This is a genomic window from Thermocladium sp. ECH_B (assembly GCA_001516585.1).
GTDB lineage: Archaea > Thermoproteota > Thermoprotei > Thermoproteales > Thermocladiaceae > Thermocladium.
In genome coordinates this window covers 1-17,774 of record LOBW01000036.1, presented here as the reverse complement: position 1 = coordinate 17,774, position 17,774 = coordinate 1, and the positions used below count along the sequence as shown (strand labels likewise).

14 protein-coding genes are annotated in these 17,774 nt (G+C 49.7%); 9 read left to right on the top strand and 5 right to left on the bottom strand.

Annotation, left to right across the window (positions count from 1 at the left end; genetic code table 11):
• Nucleotides 1–351: 351 nt before the first annotated feature.
• On the bottom strand, nucleotides 352–2,454 hold the full coding sequence (locus AT710_05680) for a hypothetical protein (GenBank protein KUO91806.1): 2,103 nt from the start codon (nucleotides 2,452–2,454) through the stop codon (nucleotides 352–354).
• Between the two features lie 178 nt (nucleotides 2,455–2,632).
• On the opposite strand from AT710_05680, the gene AT710_05675 reads away from it, so the two are divergent.
• Nucleotides 2,633–4,009, top strand: a complete 1,377-nt coding sequence (locus AT710_05675) for a hypothetical protein (GenBank protein ID KUO91805.1) — start codon at nucleotides 2,633–2,635, stop codon at nucleotides 4,007–4,009.
• A 43-nt stretch (nucleotides 4,010–4,052) separates the two neighbouring features.
• Here the strand turns inward: AT710_05675 and AT710_05670 are convergent, their stop codons facing one another.
• Nucleotides 4,053–5,210, bottom strand: a complete 1,158-nt coding sequence (locus AT710_05670; GenBank protein KUO91804.1) for a hypothetical protein — start codon at nucleotides 5,208–5,210, stop codon at nucleotides 4,053–4,055.
• A 149-nt stretch (nucleotides 5,211–5,359) separates the two neighbouring features.
• Here AT710_05670 and ychF point away from each other — a divergent pair, with 149 nt between their 5' ends.
• From ychF to AT710_05650, 4 genes are all read left to right on the top strand, one after another.
• Nucleotides 5,360–6,571, top strand: coding sequence for a translation-associated GTPase (gene ychF / locus AT710_05665; protein KUO91803.1), 1,212 nt, complete (start codon nucleotides 5,360–5,362; stop codon nucleotides 6,569–6,571).
• Between the two features lie 116 nt (nucleotides 6,572–6,687).
• Nucleotides 6,688–7,749, top strand: coding sequence for an asparagine ligase (locus tag AT710_05660; GenBank protein KUO91802.1), 1,062 nt, complete (start codon nucleotides 6,688–6,690; stop codon nucleotides 7,747–7,749).
• 25 nt (nucleotides 7,750–7,774) lie between these two features.
• On the top strand, nucleotides 7,775–9,139 hold the full coding sequence (locus AT710_05655) for a glutamate synthase (protein KUO91808.1): 1,365 nt from the start codon (nucleotides 7,775–7,777) through the stop codon (nucleotides 9,137–9,139).
• A 40-nt stretch (nucleotides 9,140–9,179) separates the two neighbouring features.
• Entirely contained in the window at nucleotides 9,180–10,475 is a 1,296-nt protein-coding gene (locus tag AT710_05650; GenBank protein KUO91801.1) for a serine hydroxymethyltransferase, read from the top strand.
• 38 nt (nucleotides 10,476–10,513) lie between these two features.
• Here the strand turns inward: AT710_05650 and AT710_05645 are convergent, their stop codons facing one another.
• Both AT710_05645 and AT710_05640 read right to left on the bottom strand, forming a co-directional pair.
• Nucleotides 10,514–11,047: a hypothetical protein gene (locus AT710_05645; protein KUO91800.1), complete on the bottom strand. Its 534-nt coding sequence runs from the start codon at nucleotides 11,045–11,047 to the stop codon at nucleotides 10,514–10,516.
• 309 nt (nucleotides 11,048–11,356) lie between these two features.
• Complete coding sequence (locus AT710_05640) at nucleotides 11,357–12,454, bottom strand: glycosyl transferase (GenBank protein ID KUO91799.1); 1,098 nt, start codon at nucleotides 12,452–12,454, stop codon at nucleotides 11,357–11,359.
• 163 nt (nucleotides 12,455–12,617) lie between these two features.
• Here AT710_05640 and AT710_05635 point away from each other — a divergent pair, with 163 nt between their 5' ends.
• The 4 genes from AT710_05635 to AT710_05620 all read left to right on the top strand — a co-directional run bounded on the left by AT710_05635 (nucleotide 12,618) and on the right by AT710_05620 (nucleotide 16,378).
• Entirely contained in the window at nucleotides 12,618–13,736 is a 1,119-nt protein-coding gene (locus AT710_05635; GenBank protein ID KUO91798.1) for a hypothetical protein, read from the top strand.
• A 175-nt stretch (nucleotides 13,737–13,911) separates the two neighbouring features.
• Nucleotides 13,912–15,516, top strand: coding sequence for an amino acid transporter (locus tag AT710_05630; GenBank protein KUO91797.1), 1,605 nt, complete (start codon nucleotides 13,912–13,914; stop codon nucleotides 15,514–15,516).
• Between the two features lie 89 nt (nucleotides 15,517–15,605).
• Nucleotides 15,606–15,833 (top strand): hypothetical protein, encoded by a 228-nt coding sequence (locus tag AT710_05625; GenBank protein KUO91796.1) that lies wholly within the window; start codon nucleotides 15,606–15,608, stop codon nucleotides 15,831–15,833.
• Nucleotides 15,834–15,838: 5 nt separating this feature from the next.
• Nucleotides 15,839–16,378 carry a hypothetical protein gene (locus AT710_05620; GenBank protein ID KUO91807.1) on the top strand — a complete coding sequence of 180 codons (540 nt, stop codon included), beginning with the start codon at nucleotides 15,839–15,841 and terminating at the stop codon, nucleotides 16,376–16,378.
• Nucleotides 16,379–16,933: 555 nt separating this feature from the next.
• Here AT710_05620 and AT710_05615 read toward each other — a convergent pair.
• Nucleotides 16,934–17,774 (bottom strand): ATPase (locus AT710_05615; GenBank protein KUO91795.1); only part of this gene is annotated, 841 nt, incomplete at its 5' end.

Sequence of the window (17,774 nt, the reverse complement as noted above, 5' to 3'; positions counted from 1 at the left end):
CCGTGGAACAATGCCTAGCAATCAATTCAATTATACTTGGAACAGTTCAACCAACACGAGACCCTTAACAAAACGATTAACCAGAACACCCCACAGGCGAACTACCCCCTGCCCTCACGGAAGGGGCCCTCCATCCCTTAACCCCCATAAAGTTAAAGGGGAGGGGGCCATCCAACTCCCTAATGAGAAGCGAGATCCCCTTAGGTTGGGGCCAATCGCTACAATCTATCTCACTGGAGACCCCATCCATGAGGGCTGGGCTGTGATCTATGCGAGATCCTCCTCGGCAGATCAGAAAGAAGATCCTAGAGAGACTCTATTGGAATAAAGGATTTATTTGTTTTGATTTGTTTACTTGAGTAGCGGAGTGCCGTAGTAGGCTAGGTTGCCCACGTTTAGGCTGCCAATGCCAGTAACGGGGTTCCACTCATATGGCCTAACCATCCAACCCGTTGCGCTATTGGCGCCGTTGAATCCATACTGCACATTAATGAATATCGGGTGGTTACCGGTGAACGCGTTCCTGCCCAGCATGTACCATAATTGATACATCACGGGCGCCGCTTGTCCGATCTTGTAATTAATGCCCTTGCCATTAATATAGCTCTGCCAAACCGATGTCATAGCCATGGTTAATGGGGAAGCAAGGGAAGTGCCTCCCCATATGAATGGCGAGAAGGAGCCATTTATTACTATGGGCACTCCAGTTATTGGGTTGGCGTCGGCGCTTAAGTCGGGGTATCCACGTGCACCAACGGCGCTGTAGAGCCCCGGCTCCAGGAAGTACTCCACTGACCTATACAGCGGCAAGCCCTCGGTCGGCACCGGCCCCCCATTGATTAGGTAACCCCATATGAATGGGAGGAAGCTACTCCTCTCGAAGAACCTGTAACCCTCCATTAAGCCCATGGGTCCGCCAAATGCGTAGAGGTACTGATAAAGCGGCATAGCGTAGAAAATGGAGTATCCACCCCCGCTCCCCCAGAAGTTGGTGTCTCCAAAGAACGGGGGTACGCCGAAGTCATAGAAGTTCCAGGCAAACGTGAATTCATGCCCATTCCATGGGAATATGTAGTTGCTGGTTCCGCCGACTCCAGTAACCATTGGGTCAACAGAGGGGTAAAGGGCGCTTTGGTACGGGTAACCAATTACATCCTCATATGCCCCGCTATCGCCGCTGCTGGCGAATACGCCTATGCCCTCCGCCGCGGCTTGTAGGAATATCTCGTGGTAAGCCAATGCGTACCATGGATCCATAGCATCCTCTGGCGCGCCCCAGGAGAGGCTAATGAAGTTCGCCAATCCATTATTAACCATGTACTCAACAGTGGCGTATAAATCGTCGCCGCTATCCGGGGATACCCCGAACACTATCTTGGCTCCCGGCGCTATGGAGTGGCTCCACTCAACATCAAGAACGGACTCGCCTCCCCAGCCGCAGGCCAAATAGGCATTTAGGGGAGTTATGGGCGGCGTACCCATTGGGTATATGGAGGTCAAGCTCACATTAGGTAAACCAAAAGCTGTGGAGAATATGTCGGCGTCCCTCGTTATTTGATTAGTGTATGGCGTGAGCGCCGCGCCGCTTGCATTGCATGCGGGATCGCCGAATGCGTCAACTATGCCCATCGTTATTCCACTACCATTATATCCATTCGCTAGTAGGGGCGTGACGTTATAGAGCAATTGCATTCCCTGGGGGAAATACATCTCAAATGGGAAACTAAAGAGGAACTCCTGCGGCGATCCAAGGAATGAACGCACAGAGGCGCCTTGGCTCCTCATCTCTATGGCCACCGGCTTCCCATTAACTGAAACGATTGACTTATAGCTCGTGGAGCCCGGATTAATGCTTTCAAGCGGTGGAATAATGGGGGCAACCTTCTTCTCAATGCTTGCCGTGGTTCCATTGGACTCCACGCGTATCCCGCTAATCGTTNTTGGTTTTGTGAAGAAATCGCCAACGGGATTGCACTCGCCCACCAATACCCATTGAGTCCAGGACTGATTAGCATTGATTGCGCTTAATATCGAATTTATCGCGTTAGTTACTTCCTTTGCGGTTCCATTGGCGACGAACATCGATGGACTCGTCATTATGACGCTTAAGCCATTGCTTGAGGCAATTGATGATAATTCCGAGTCAACCGAGGATGGGGGAGAAAACATTGAGTCGAATTGCGACGGCGATAGGAACGTGTGGTATAACGGCGAGGAGGAATTATAATACTCATTATATATAGTATTGTTGAGTCCCGCGAAGTTTAAGTAAGTAAATACTATTAGATGCGCAGTGGAGGAATTGGTGTAATAAGGCGGGAGTAAGTATGGGCCGCAATTAAATAGCTCGGTCCCTATATAGTATGGATTCGATGGAGTTACCTGCACCGAATACGCTATTGGAGCGATCGCCATCACCATTAGGGCGATGGCAAGGATATNTTGCTTCTCCATATTCGCAAAATCACTTGCTATTATTTAAGCTTTACTTCAAAACTAATAAAACTATATTTATTAATTTTATAGAACTAAGTAATATCATATGAAGTCACCCGTATTGATTCTCAAATAGTCGCTAATGGGAGTAACGGCCTAAACAATAGTTTAAATCCAAACCTCTCCGACCTTCTCCGTGGAGCACGTATTAGCGGAGGCAATGAGGCTCGTAAAGCCAAGCGAGGAGGAGTTGCGCCTAATAGGGGAGGCATCGAGAGAATTAATTGGCAAATTAAACAATGGGTTACGGCGAAGGGGTTTTGAGGATATGGAGGTTACCTTGCAGGGATCGGTGGCCCATGGCACTTGGCTTCCCGGGTCCCGGGACATCGATATATTCGTTATAATACCGAAGAACCGCGGAGTTGAGTTCATAAAGAGCGGCAGAGCCCTTCAATTGCTGGCGGAGATAGCTACAGAGAACGGTATTCCCTGGAGCACTAGGTATGCTCAGCACCCCTACCTCACCCTTAAGTATCGAGGCTTTCAAGTGGACGTGGTTCCCTGCATGAAGATAAGCCCCGGCGAGAAGCCCCTCACAGCCACGGATAGATCCCCTCTCCACACGCTTTACTTGATGGATAAATTAAGGGGGAAGGAGAACGAGGTGCGGCTCCTCAAGGCATTCATGCGGGTCGGCGGCATCTACGGTGCGGAGATAGGCGTCGGCGGCTTCAGCGGGTACTTAACGGAACTACTCATAGTGAATTATGGCTCCTTCCTGGGCGTCCTGGAATCCGCCAAGTCATGGCGCCCCCATCAAACCGTGCTTGATCCAGGCAAGCACTATGCCTCACCATCAGTGGCTCGAAAAATATTCAATTCCCCCCTCATCGTAATTGATCCAGTTGATGCATCCAGGAATGCTGCAGCCGCGGTCACCGAGGAAGCCATGTCGACATTCATGGCAATGGCTCACCTCTTCACGCTAAGCCCGAGCCTGGAATTCTTCAGGGAGGGCGAGCCATCGCCTGCATTCTCGCCATTACTCCTGCTGGCAATGCCTTACCCCGCAAATGAGCCTCCAGACACCGTTTGGGGCCAATTAAGGCGCGCCTCCTCCTCATTATCCAACGTGCTCAGCAACATGGGTTTCACGGTGTATCGAAGCGGGGAATGGACGGATGAGGAGACCATTGCCGCCGTATTCATAGCGTTAGAGTCGCTGGAGCTCCCTCCCCTCAACTTGATGAGGGGTCCATTAGTCTATGCGCCTGAATCCATTGAATTCCTCAGGAAGCACGTGAATGCATCCATGGGCCCATTCATAGTTGGGACCCGTTGGTTCGCGGTGGAGAAGCGGCGGATCATGGATGTGGCTGAGGCCGTGAGAATGGAATTGTCCAGAATGCCGGCCTCCTTGAGATCGGCCTCCATCATTAAGATAAGGAGCGAGGCTGAATTATCATCCCTCCCCAAAAACCTAGAGAAAGCAATACGTAGATTCCTCTCCAAGCCGCCCTGGCTATCCACGCTTCCCCCCAAGTATAATGCCTCGGCGACTGGGGAATAAAGAAATATAGAGAATTAAGGGAATTCAGGATCTCTAACCCCAATCACCTCTCATCTTCCAGCGTGCTCATCATTAAGAGCCCCACCCCGATCCCAGCTATAAGCGATACTATTATGGCTTCGCCAAGTAGCCCTAGATCTGTCTCGTAATGATTGGGCCTGCCCGCGCCGCTCGTCAATGAGATGCCTTGGGTTGCCGTGGCGATGAAGGGTTCCCCGCTCAGCATGGTTAGGTTATAGAATACGTTAGTGCCGCCGCCAACTAATAAGCCCTTAGTCACGGCGAATACGGCTCCATTAATCGGCAATTGATATGTAACTACGTTATTTCGATTCAATACGGCTATGTAGGGAGCCCACCCCGAGTTCAGCAAGTAACCTCCCCCCACCACGAGCGCCGTTGAGTTTATGAATTCGGCGTCGAAGAGGGCGCCGTACTCCATGCCCAGCATCGGCGCAAGGTTATGGAATGTTCCATTAACTAGCATTAACGCCACTGGCCTGAACTCCAATTGATTCAATTGGAAATAGTAAAACCCAGGGCTCTCCCCCTTAGATACATTGAAGCCGCCTATGAATGCCTCATCCCCATTAACGGCAACCACCGTTGGAAACACCAGGTTCGGATTAATGGGCAGCTTCCCGGTTAGGTCCTTGAATCCCCCTTGCCCCAATATCCCCACTAACATGGAGGGGTACTGGGTCGTCGATATCACCAGCAAGGAGTCATTAAGGGGAGCTAGAAGCACTATGACGCTGCTTAAGTAATTACTGGGCAATCCATTCGTCTCATTAATTATGTTGGAGCCATTTATGGCTAGAAGCGAGGCGTGTCCATTGCTGGAGCCGCCCAGCACCAATTCATTGCCGAGGAACGCGGCGGCATATGGCTGAAATGAAGCCGGCAACATCCTCGTTTCATTAATGACTCGCCAACTCGTCGTATTTATGGCGGCCATGAACGGCCTAGACCCATTTACTCCAATTAATAATATGGAGTCCCCAAGAGGTAATGCATTGGTTAATGTAACTCCATTGAATTGAGCTGAATTCAGGACTGAAGTATTGTTTAACTCATAGGCCGCCGCAAATGCGCCCGTGGCCGTGAAGTTAGTCGTTAACGCTATGAGGAATCCCTTAACGTGAAACAGGAACACGACGGGCGCCCCACCCATCAAATGAATCATCAATAAACCCAGCATATACGGGCGCCGCGGCATCCGTTATAATGGTTTCTCCCCAGCCCAGGAACCGCTTAACTGCTTCCCGTGACTCAATGAAGTGATGAATATCGGAGAGCCTGGAATCATTACGGTAAAGCTTTTTATGCTGTTGCCCATTCTTTAATGAAATGGTAACTCAATCGCTTCCTCAGGTTGGCGTGGTTGGCAAGCCTAATGTGGGTAAGTCCACGTTCTTCGCTGCCGCCACAATGATAGACGTCAAGATTGCTCCCTACCCCTTCACCACCGTGGAGCCCAACATCGGCGTGGGGCATGTCCGGATACGGTGCGTCTGCACGGAGCTGGGCGTCAAGGATAATCCGAGGAACTCCATCTGCATTGAGGGGAATAGATTGATTCCGATCGAGTTAATAGACGTGGCTGGACTAGTGCCTGGCGCATGGCAGGGACGTGGCCTTGGCAACCAATTCCTGGATCACCTCCGCCGCGCCTCCGCCCTCATACATGTGGTTGATGCCTCTGGGGGGACTGATGAGGAGGGCAGGATCACGAGGCCGGGCTCCCGTGACCCAATGCTGGACGTGGAGTTCCTTGAGAACGAGGTGACAATGTGGATTGTTCAAATAATGAGGAAGGACTGGGATAAGATGGCGAGGCTCGTTGATTACGCTAAGAAGCCGCTCATTGGGGTCCTCTATGATCACTTAAGCGGGCTAGGCATTAGTGAAGCCATGATAAGCGCGACGCTGGTTGAGTTGAGCCTGGATAAGAAGCCGCTTCATTCCTGGAGCGAGGATGACTTGAAGCAATTCATTGAATTACTTAGGCGCCGCTCGAAGCCAATAGTCATAGCGGCCAATAAGATAGATGTGCCGGAGGCCGAGGATAACGTGCGGAGAATGATGAAGGAGCTGGGGGATAAAGTGGTTCCAACAAGCGCGGAGGCGGAGTTAGCGTTGAGGAAGGCCGCCAATAAGGGGCTCATTAAGTATGTGCCGGGCGATCCATCCTTCACCGTAATCGCCAAGGACTTGCCGCAGCCCCAGAGGGCCGCGTTGGATAAGATAGCTGACTTAATGAAGCGGTGGGGCGGCACTGGAGTGACGCAGGCAATTAATAAGACAGTGCTCGACGTGTTGGGAATGGTCGCCGTCTACCCAGTGGCCGACGAGAAGAGATTCACCGATACCGAGGGCCGAGTTCTTCCAGATGTGGTTCTGGTTCCCGGCGACTATACTGTGCTGGATTTGGCTAGATCCATTCACAGCGATGTTGCCTCCAAGGCAATGTTCGCCATAGATGCAGTGACGGGGAAGAGGCTGGGCCTGGATGCGCGTGTTTGGCATAGAGCTGTTATTAGGATAGTCACCTCTAAGTGAGGCTTCTTCTTTTGTCCACTTTATCGGCGGTATTATAGAATTATTAACTATTAGTAACGTTAAGTAATAGTCAATTAGTTGAATATATTTTTAATTAGTAATGTCTTTATGGCCAAATGGATTCCGAACTAAGGGCCACATTCATTAATAAATCCATACTTGAATTGGAGGAAATGACTGGGAACAGCAAAGAATTCCTTGATTTCCTCGAGAAGTGGCTTCAAGGCTCATGGAGGTGGATAAAGGAGGATAAATACAGGACAATGCTTCGAGTCGAGGCCACAGCCATGCATGCAGTGAGGGAGTTCCTGGATTCCCATGGATTCATCGAGGCGCTTGCGCCCATAATTGGCCCAGTCACTGATCCGGGAATAAGGGGCGCGAAGCAGGCCACCATAGATTTCTATGGGCATGAGTATAAGGTGATGAGCAGTGCCATACTCTATAAGCAGTACCTAGCCTCCTCCCTAGGCAAGATATACTTCGTGTCCCCCAATATAAGGCTAGAGCCAAATGACAGCGCGCTGACGGGGAGGCACTTAGTCGAGTTCTATCAAATCGATCTCGAAGTGAGGAATGCATCCCTCGAGGAAGTGATTACGCTGGCCGAGGACTTAGTGGATTACGCCGTTAAGGTAGTTGCCGATGCGCATGGAAGGGACCTGGAGAAGTTGGGCCGAGCCTTGCCGGAATTTAAGCATCCATTCCCTAGATACACTCATGCGGAGGCCGTTGAGTTAGTGAATAAGTTGGGGTGCAGTAACCCCAGAAACACGGAGCTTCGGTGGGAATGTGAGAAAACGCTCTCCGCCAGTCATGCCTCGCCAATAGCGGTTTACGAGTATCCCAAGGGCGCCCGCGGCTTCTATGATAGGGAGGACCCGCAGAGGCCCGGCTACCTGAGGGACTTTGACTTACTGTATCCGGAGGGATTTGGCGAGGCAATATCGGGGGCCGAGAGGGAATTCGAGCCGGCTCGAGTGATAGCTAGGATGCGGGAGTCTGGGGAGGACCCCAATAAGTATAGGTGGTACCTGGAGATGCTTAGGGAGAATTATCCCCTCCAAACCGCGGGTTTCGGCATTGGGGTGGAGCGGCTCGTTCGTTACCTATGTGGATTAAGGGGGGTCTGGGAGGCTCGCCCCTATCCCAAGGTAGCCGGCATAGTGTCTCCTTGAGGCGGTAATCATGTCCAGCATAGCAATGAAGGTCGCGGAGCTTCTAGTTAAGGTGAGGGCCCGTCTCTCGCTCCTGAGGGGGTTAAGGGAGTTCATCGATGATTACCCATTTGATGAGATATCCATCAAGGCGCTGCGCGGCGAGGAGGGTGCATATCCATTCGGGGAATTAGGCGGTTACGGCGCCGCTGTTCTGGGGTCCTCCGTTACTCGCCGCCACTATCCTCGCTTCCTCTCCATGGATGACTTAGTCCTAATGCCCCCTGCATTCACTCCCAGGAGGCTTGAGAAAATGGCGGAGCTCCTCCGGGAACCAGTGTTCACGGATGTTAATCTGGAGACGCAGCTGGGCGGCTTCAAGTCGTCGCTGCCCTTCGTGGTTGCATCAATGGGCTCCACGGACATTGCGAGTAGGTACTCGATTCAAGTGGCTCGGGCGGCAGCTAAGGCTGGCATACCCATGGGTATCGGGGAGAACGTGGCCACTGTCCGGGGGTATGGAGCCAGGAGGAGCCGGCTTCACCCCTCATTTAAGGAGAGAATCATGGCGTACCTAACTAACCTGGATGGGCATGGCGGCGTCTTCATTCAGCAAAACGTTGAGGACTCATATGATGAGCACTGGAACAAGGTCTATAGCGACAAGGATCTGGAGCCATTCATAGAGGAGGGCAGGATAGGCTTTGAGGTTAAGGTTGGTCAGGGAGCTAAGCCGGGCCTTGGGGGCGTGATAAGGATGAGGAGGGAGGACGCGATTAAGGTGAGGGAGAAGTACCACTTCCTGAAGGATCCCCTGAGCACTAGGGATAAGTACGTGGAGAGGTACTCGGTTCCAGGCACGTTTACCCAGGACATACTTAGGGGAACAATTAGAATGATGAGGAATAACTACCCGAGGGCCAGGATATGGATAAAGACGGGCCCCTACAGGGATGTCTCTGACGTGATTAGGATAGCCGATGAGGAGGGCGCGGACGCGGTCGTGATAGATGGAAAGGAAGGCGGAACAGGCATGGCTCCCTCGGTCGCGATGAAGGATCTAGGATACCCAGCCATTGTTGGGCTAAGGAAGATAATGGACGCTAAACTAGGCGGGGCCCGGGTGAGCCTATTATTGGCGGGCAGGATGTATAATGGAACCCATGTGGTTAAGGCAGTGGCGCTCGGCGCGAGCGGCATCTATATTGGTCGCCCAATGATTCTCGCCGCCATGGTTAAGGGCGAGGAGGGGGTCAGTAATTATATTGAGGCCCTTAAGGTGGAGACTCAGATGCTTGTGTCGGCGCTTGGGAAGTATGATATTCACGAGGTATCCAGGGAGGACGTTGCATCCCTTAATCCGGATCTCGCCAAGATGTTTGGAATACCCTACTTATACTCCAGGGAGTAGTGGGCGCAGTGTTTAATAGTGCTCCTCATTGGTTCAGTTAATGAGAGAGGAGGAAGCATTAGCATCGCTGAATAGGCTTCGCTCAATAATGGATAAGCACAATACTTGGCGGCGGCGGGAAACAATTAACTTAATACCGAGCGAGAACGTTATGTCGCCGCTGGCGGAGTACTTCTACCTCAACGATATGATGGGTAGGTACGCGGAGGGAACAATAGGTAAAAGGTACTATCAGGGAGTATCCCTAATAGATGAGGCTGAGCAAATGCTTGTTGACCTCATGTCCACGCTATTCTCATCAAAATTCACCGATGTAAGGCCCATATCAGGCACCGTGGCTAATATGGCCGTTTATCACTCAGTGGCGGGGCTAGGCGAGAAAATAGTATCCCTACCAACCGCCGCAGGGGGACACATAAGTCATAATGAGACGGGGGCGCCAAAGGCATTCGGGTTAAGGGTGTCATACCTGCCCTGGAGCCAGGATGCCTTTAATGTTGATGTGGATGCCGCCAGGAAATTAATAATCGAGGAGAAACCAAAGCTAGTGCTGCTCGGCGCCTCCCTCTACCTGTTTCCGCACCCAATTAAGGAATTATCGGATGCGGCTCACGAGGTTGGCGCAGTGCTAATGCATGACTCGGCCCACGTCCTTGGATTAATAGCTGGTCATCAATTCCCCAACCCATTAGAGATGGGGGCCGACATAATGACCTCATCAACTCACAAGACATTCCCGGGACCCCAGGGAGGAGTCATCTTCACATCCAGGGAGGACCTCTTCAAGGAAATACAGAGATCCGTGTTCCCAGTAATGACATCCAATTACCACCTGCACAGGTATGCATCGACGATAGTTACAGCCATAGAGATGCTGACCTACGGCGATGAGTACGCGGCCGCCGTGAGGAGGAATGCCAAGGCCCTCGCGGAGTCCCTTCACTCCCTTGGATTACCCGTCGTGGCGGAGGAGCACGGCTTCACCGCGACGCATCAAGTGGCCATGGATGTCTCGAAATTCGGCGGCGGTGGACCAATCGCTAAGGCATTGGAGGAGGCAAACATAATAGTGAATAAGAACATGCTTCCATGGGACAAGAGCCCAGTGAGGCCCAGCGGAATAAGGATGGGCGTGCAGGAAATGACTAGGGTAGGCATGGGTGTCAGCGAGATGAGTGAAGTAGCTAGGCTAATAGCTAAGGTGGTTATTCAGGGAGTGGAGCCGAACAAGGTTAAGCCGGAGGTAATGGAGCTTCGCCGCGGCTTTACGAGGATTCATTACGGCTTTGATCTAAACGCGATTGGCTTGAATTGCCCTTGCCTCCCCCTCATCTAATTTAAAACAATAGGCCTCCGAGTAATCATTATAAAAATCTAGGTTATTTGGGTGATTTTTTCGAGGAGGTCCTTATGGGTTTTCTCGTCATTTATAATGTTCTGGATAAGTACTTGGGTTACTTGTACTCTTGGATCCATTGATTTAGATATGGCGCTGGATAAGAACTCGTAACTAGTTAGTTGTGTCTCCTCTATGTCCTCCAGTCTCTCTAGTTTATCCGCTATATTGCTTAATTCCTTAATAGTTATTGAGCCTCTCACAGAGTTCCGTACATCCCTTATTATATCGATCATTTGGGCAACCATGGCATCCAAGTTCCGTCGTTGGCTAATCACGGACTCTATATTTACATGCATCTTAACTGTATTGATCAATAAGTCCTCAATTAGCGATAATACATCCTTGTGCTTTAATGAGTCGTGATAAATTATTTGAAACACGGTCTTAACCAGCGGATCACTAGCCTTATTGCTTAGTTCACTATATAATAGGGCGGCCTCTCCCTCGATGTACTCGCCGTCCCTTAGTATTATTAAAATATTATCCTCTAGAGTCCCTATATTATCCATGCTCCAATTACCCTCTTCAGCATTTTTAACTGTGGCGCTACCTCTTGCCCAATTCCAATAAACCAAAAAAATGATCATTGAATCCGATGCCTAACGAGGCCCCTCCTGCCCAAACACTGATAAAATGGATTACAAGCCTCGCCCTTTGGGGGGATAAAGCCTAAGTCCTGGTGTTGGTGAGGTAATAGCTTCCCCTCAATCAGTGAGGAGCGGGGAGCCGACCCCACAATGCCAGGGGAACGAGTATCGCCCATAATGGGGCATCCCTCTAGGCCTCTGGGAAGCCTCGCCCTAAAGGCGGGGAGGAGGTCAGCTGTATCCACTGGTCTCCACGCCATGCTTTTCCTGCTTGCTCCATATTAATTCCTTAGTATAGGTATTTCGCAGGCTAGCTGCAAGCAGGTAAACTTGCTGCAGCATCCATGTCCTATAGGGCCCCCAAGCAATTGCCGCCACACCTATGGCTAGAATCGCGATCGCCGGCAATCCATGGCTCGCCACAAGTAAGGCAATGCCTAGCGCTAGCATCCATGGATTAATCACGTGGAGATAGAACTCAGCGGACAGTATTGGCAGAAACTCCCTGGGATACCTTAACCTGATCGCTGCAATGAAGTGCTGTATCAAGTGCTGTGCCCGCCTTATTTTCCAATTGATGAAATCCTCATTAGGCACTATTTCGCTGCATGTAACATTATCCGGGATAATGGATCTAAAGCCGAGCCCAACTATCCTCGTAGCGGTGTGACTATCATCAGCGCCAAGATTCGTTGGGAATCCCCCCAATTTATCCAGGAGGCTTCTCCTGAATGCCGCTAATTCGCCGTGAAAAATGGGCGTCGAGTACTTCTTGCTCTCCCCTATCCTAAGCAGATTATAGAGATCCCTATATGTCTCCTCCTCTTCCCCTCCTGAAATGGGCTTCTTAACGCATGAAACAGCGCCAATGGCTTGATTGGAGAACCATGTGACGGCGTTCGGCAACGCCCCTCCTCCCCAGAAGGCATCCGCATCAGCCAGAACAATTATATCCCCGCTTGCCTGCCTTAATCCAGCATTTAATGCCATTGCCTTCCCCCTCCTCTCCCTCTCCCTGATCAGCTTCAGATTTAGCCCCAGCTTCTCAGCCCACTTAGTCGCTATGTCGGCGGTATCATCATTGCTTGAATCGATCACAATCACCTCCAGCTTATCCAGGGGATACCCCTGTTTAGCTATGTTCTCCAGTCTCTTCCCTATTACGCTTGCCTCATTATAGGTCGGTATCATTACGGATACCGTCGGCGGATCGATGCCGGTCACCTGAGGCCATGGCTTCCTCAGCCAACCCCTCACCACTGCATAATACGTGATGGGCACTAAGAAATGCACTGCAATTAGGGTCACTGCAATGTCGAATAGATACACATCAATGATGCTGAAACAAGCATTTTAAAGCTTAATTGGGGAACACTTATCTTAGCCTATCGCTTGAGGGGCCTCAAATCCCCAGCGTATTAAGGGAAATCATGAATTGGATGAGCCGCAATATTTGCGTTAATTAATTAAGTGGGAATCGCGTGGGGGCTTTATGGGGAGCGATGTCATAATAATAGGAGCAGGCTCCACGGGAAGCAGTGCAGCATATAACTTGGCTAGGAGGGGTTATAAGGTAACGGTTATCGATAAGCGAGGCATTGGGCAAGGCATGACCGCCTACTCATCCGGCATAGTGAGGGCATTCTATAGCGTGAGGGAGGTCGCCGAGATGGCCCTCTATAGTTTGAGGTTCTTCCAGGAATTCAATAAGGAGTTCGGCGACAATGCATTCACGAGAACGGGGCTCCTCGTGATAGCCGATAATTACCTGAAGAGAAATGTGGAGATGCTGAGGGAATTAGGTGTTGATATTGAGTTAATGGATCATGAGAAGGCCAAGGAATTAATAGATGCAGAGATAAGGGAGGGAGAGCTAATTGCGTGGGAGAATGATGCTGGATACGCCGATACAACCATGGTTGCAAATGCATTCGCTGCCCGAGCCAAGGAACTGGGCGCCTCATTTATCATCGATGAGGCGCATCTCTCGATTGTGAATGATGAGCCAAGGATAATCACATCCAGCCACGGCGAATTAAGGGGGGATAAGTATGTAGTGGCCGTGGGTGTTTGGGCAAATAAGGTGCTTCCAATGGAGCTTCCCATAAGCATAATAGCGGAGAAAACGATTAGAGTCAAGACGGATAGGGGCATGCCCATAATTTTCGACACCATTAATAACTTCTATTTAAGACCTGAAGGCAGCTCCAGCGCATTGTTGGGGGACCTTGATCCTGGATTAAACATTGTGAATGATGCTGATTCCTTTAATCCATTGGATAGGCCTGGAATGGATGAGGCGCTTAAGTATATGGAGAGCGCGGCTAGGAGGATTAAGTGGGCCCTTAATATGGGATTCATGGATGGATGGGGCGGGCTCTATGACGTGACGCCCGACTGGATGCCCATACTTGACGAACCGATAAGGAACGTGATAGCTTGCGTTGGGTTAAGCGGCCACGGCTTCAAGCTATCTCCAGCGCTTGGAATAATGATAGCGGAAACGATAGAATATGGTCGTCCACGATCGTTTGCAGATATATTCAGGCTCTCCAGGTTTAGGGAATTAAGCAGCATAAGAAGCATGTATGCTCAAGGCATACTGGGTTAATCCTAAGAGGACGCTGATAAAGGAGCGGGAAACATCATCCCGGGGCGGGGTCAGGGATGAATTCTAATTAATTTAATAATTAAATAGCAACTATATTAATTATATTTGATGTTTGTTACTGTAAGTATATCAAATATTTGAATAATGCTTAAAAATAGATGTGAAAAGCATATTTATGAGCCAAGATGACGTAAGACCAGAGGGCCGCCAATTAAGGAAGGAGCTCTCATTCACGGAGCTGGTTATAATAGGGATAGCTGGGGCGGTTGGCACTGGAATATTATTTAGCACCGCAGCAATGACTGGATCAGCGGGGCCGGGCAGCGTATTGGCATGGTTATTGGGCGGCATATTCTACTTCTTCATCGGATTAACCTACGCTGAGTTAGTCACCACTTATCCAGAGGCAGGCGGCCCCTCTAGATATGCCTTATATACCCATGGTTGGTTCACCAATATGATTAACTCCTTGGCGGACCTAATATGGTACATATTTATTCCTCCAATAGAGGCATTCGCAGTAGTGGATGGCCTCTCCGTATTTTACCCCAACCTAGTCACCAGCAGCGGCGCACCAACGCTGATAGGCGCGGTCGTCGCGGTTCTATTGATGATATTGATGATACCGTTCAATTATTATGGAGTAAAGGCATTTGGCCGCTCAACCGCGTCCTTCGGCGCAGTTAAGCTTGTGTTCTACATAGCCCTAGCCATCGGTTTAGCCGCGGCCTACTTCGACGCTAGAAACCTATTTGCATATAATGGATTCCTGCCCTTCGGCTTCCCAGGGGTATTCCTTGCCATACCCTTCGCCATGTTCGCCTTTGGAGGGATAAGGGTATTGCCGGATTACGCCGAGGAGAGCCGGAACTATAGGAAACTGCCCCTCGCGATTGTTCTCGTGGTGATTGGCCAATTATTGATATACTTATTGCTGGACTTCGTTTTCGTCACGGGCATAAATTGGAGTAAGCTAGGCATGAGTGCCGGCGCCTGGGCATCGGTCGCCAACATACCGGGTAACCCATTCATAACGATCGCCCATGACTATAATGCGCAATTATTATTCATCTTAACAGTGATAGTTGGCATAATAGGGCCATTCGTGGTGGGCTACATATACTTGGGGGGAGGCACTAGAGTGCTTTTCGCCCAGGGAAGGACCCAGATAATGCCTAACATAGTGAAGTACATACACGAGAGGTACTCAATACCGTACTGGGCCCTACTCATAACGGCGCTGGTTGGAGCCGTGTTGGCATTCATAGCGGCACCCGTGCCCAGCATATATGGATTAATAGAGGATGCGGTGGTTGCCGGTTACCTGGGGTTCAGCGTGAATCCCGTGGCCATGATAGTGTCGCGCAGGCAGGGAGTTACTAAGTATAAGATACCGGGCGGCTCCATAATAGCGCCAATAGCGTTCGCCTCCGCGTCGCTGATAATATTCTGGAGCGGCTGGATAACGGTGTACTACGCGGTTATCCTATTAACGGGCGCCGTCGCGATATTTGGATTAATAATTCCAATTGTGCGGGGAACAGCAATGAGGGATTTAAGGCACTTCATTAATTCCCTTTGGTACATAGCATACATAGCATTCCTGCTCGTGATGACTTATATAGGCAGCGATGGCGCATTAAACATAATATCCTTCAACTTAGCCACATTAATAACAGTTGCAGTATCGCTTCTCGTGTTCTATCCATGGGGCATCATGTCGGGCCTAAAGGAGAAGTTCTCGGACCCGGCTTACTTGCCTCAAGGCGCATCCCAATAAATAAAATCAATTCCTCTTCTTAATCCCCTTTTTATCCAATGAATTTGAGCGTTGGGTTTTGTTTTTAAACCGCCGCTAATTCGCCATCTGTGAAGTGCTCGATATGCGGCTCCACGGTGGATACGGCTAAAGTAGCCTACATTAAGGGCAGCACGGTTATATGCAGCGATTGCTTCCCAACTTATTATGTCAGGAATTGCCCATTAACCCCACGCCGGGTGCGCGGGGAGTCGCCTCTTAATTGTAGGTACTGCTCATATAAGGCTCAATGCGATTCATATGTTAAGTCATTGATATCCAATAGCAAAGGATCGTGATAGTTATGGATTTGCCCCGCCTCATTGTGGAGGCCTTGATCATAATTTGGCCCGCCTATGTAGCTAATGCCACCCCAGTGGTCGCCTCTAAGTTGATAAGTAGGAGAACGCCAATTGATATGGGTAAATGCCTTTGGGATGGAAGGAGAATACTGGGCGATGGCAAGACCATTGAGGGCTTCCTTTTCGGAGTCATGGCTGGAACGCTGATAGGGGGCTTAACCGTGACCATAATAGAATCGTTCAGCGGCAATTCCATGATTTACCCAACCCTATTGGATTGCTTCTCCTTATCGTTCTGGGCATTGGTGGGGGACCTAATTGGCGCATTCATAAAGCGGAGACTAGGCTTACCGAGGGGTGCACCAGCCCCATTTCTTGATCAGTTGGACTTCATAGTGACAGCATTACTGGTCACTAGGCTAATTGATCCAACTACGATAAGCATCCCCATAATAATTGCAGCAGTGTTGTTAACTCCCCCAATTCACTTAGCCACTAATGCCGCTGCGTACCTGCTTGGCTTAAAACGAGAGCCCTGGTGATAAAATGAACGACGACCCTCGCCTTTCAAGGCTGAGTAAAGCCTAAGCCCTGGCGTTGGTGGGGTAATTGGCTTCCCTTCAATCAGTGGGGAATGGGCCGACCCCGCAATGCCAGGGGAATGAGCGGCGCCCATAATGGGGCGTCCCCCAAACCTCGGGGACCCCTCGCCAAATGGCGGGGAGGGGGGTCGGCCTTACCCATCTTCGCTCCATCCTAAAGGGCAAGGCTTGTTGAGTACTTCATCATGTGAACACAAAACTAGGGGGTTTTCCCTCTTGTCGTGCTGTGTTCTCTTTAGTGCTGTGTTGCATGATTTTCTGGTGCGCACTTCCTAGGTATTTTTCTGGCACTAGCTCGTCAACGCCACAAAAATATTATACAAATACGCATAAGCGCCTCCTTCACCATATTAAACCTCGCCAACACGTTCACCAAACGCTTCACAACAGAGAAAACGCCCTCAACAACCCTAAAACCAAAACGATGCATTGCCCCAAGCCCTAGGCCCAAGCGCCCTCAAGAATTTGATAAAGTGAATGACAAGCCTGTCCCTTCTAGTGCTGGGAGCTCAGCANCTCGCTTGCGGCTTCTACCACNCCAACTTTGTTCGGTAAATCCCTTAACAAACTGTATTCTTCAGCTTGTTTTTCTATGAACCCATAATCCAGCAATCTGTTTAATATTTCATAAATTCTAGGTTCTGGAACATCTTCTCCAAGTAGCGTACTCGCAACTTTGGTGATTTGTTTTAGTTCGCCTTTGCCCCCAAGCCTTTCTAACGCCAAAATTGTCGCTGAATAGCGTTCCTTTGATTGTGTGCTCAAAATAAAGTCTTTGGCTTCTTCCTTTACTTCTTTTATAGCCATTTTTACTATATCATCCACTTTTATCGCTTTACCGTGCTTTAAAGAGAACGAGTATTCAGAACCAAAAAATGTTAACCAGCCAGGAACGCCATCAAACTTGTTTAAAGCGTCCTCTAAAACTTCATCACTAATTTTAACCCCTTCCTCCTCAAACCCCTTAATCAGAAAGTCTTTGCTGGCTTCCCTGTCAAACCTTTCTAAGTAAATTCTTCTTATATACCTTCCAAAGAAGGGTTTCTCGTACTCAATGTTCTTTAGAACTTTTTCCAAAATTCCGATCATACTTCCAGTAAATATGATGGTCGTGTTTTTGCAATAGTCATAAATATCGTGTAACACGGAGGAAAAATTAATTCCGTTAACCTTCGCAAGCTCTTGCGCCTCATCAAAAATTATTACCAGATTCTTTCCATTGTCTTTCGCTAGCTCATCCATTTCTCTTGTCACAAATCCTATATCCTCGTTTCTGAATTTCTTTAGTCCTGCCCTTATCTTGACTGCATTAAAATCTATAAATGAACTCTCGTCG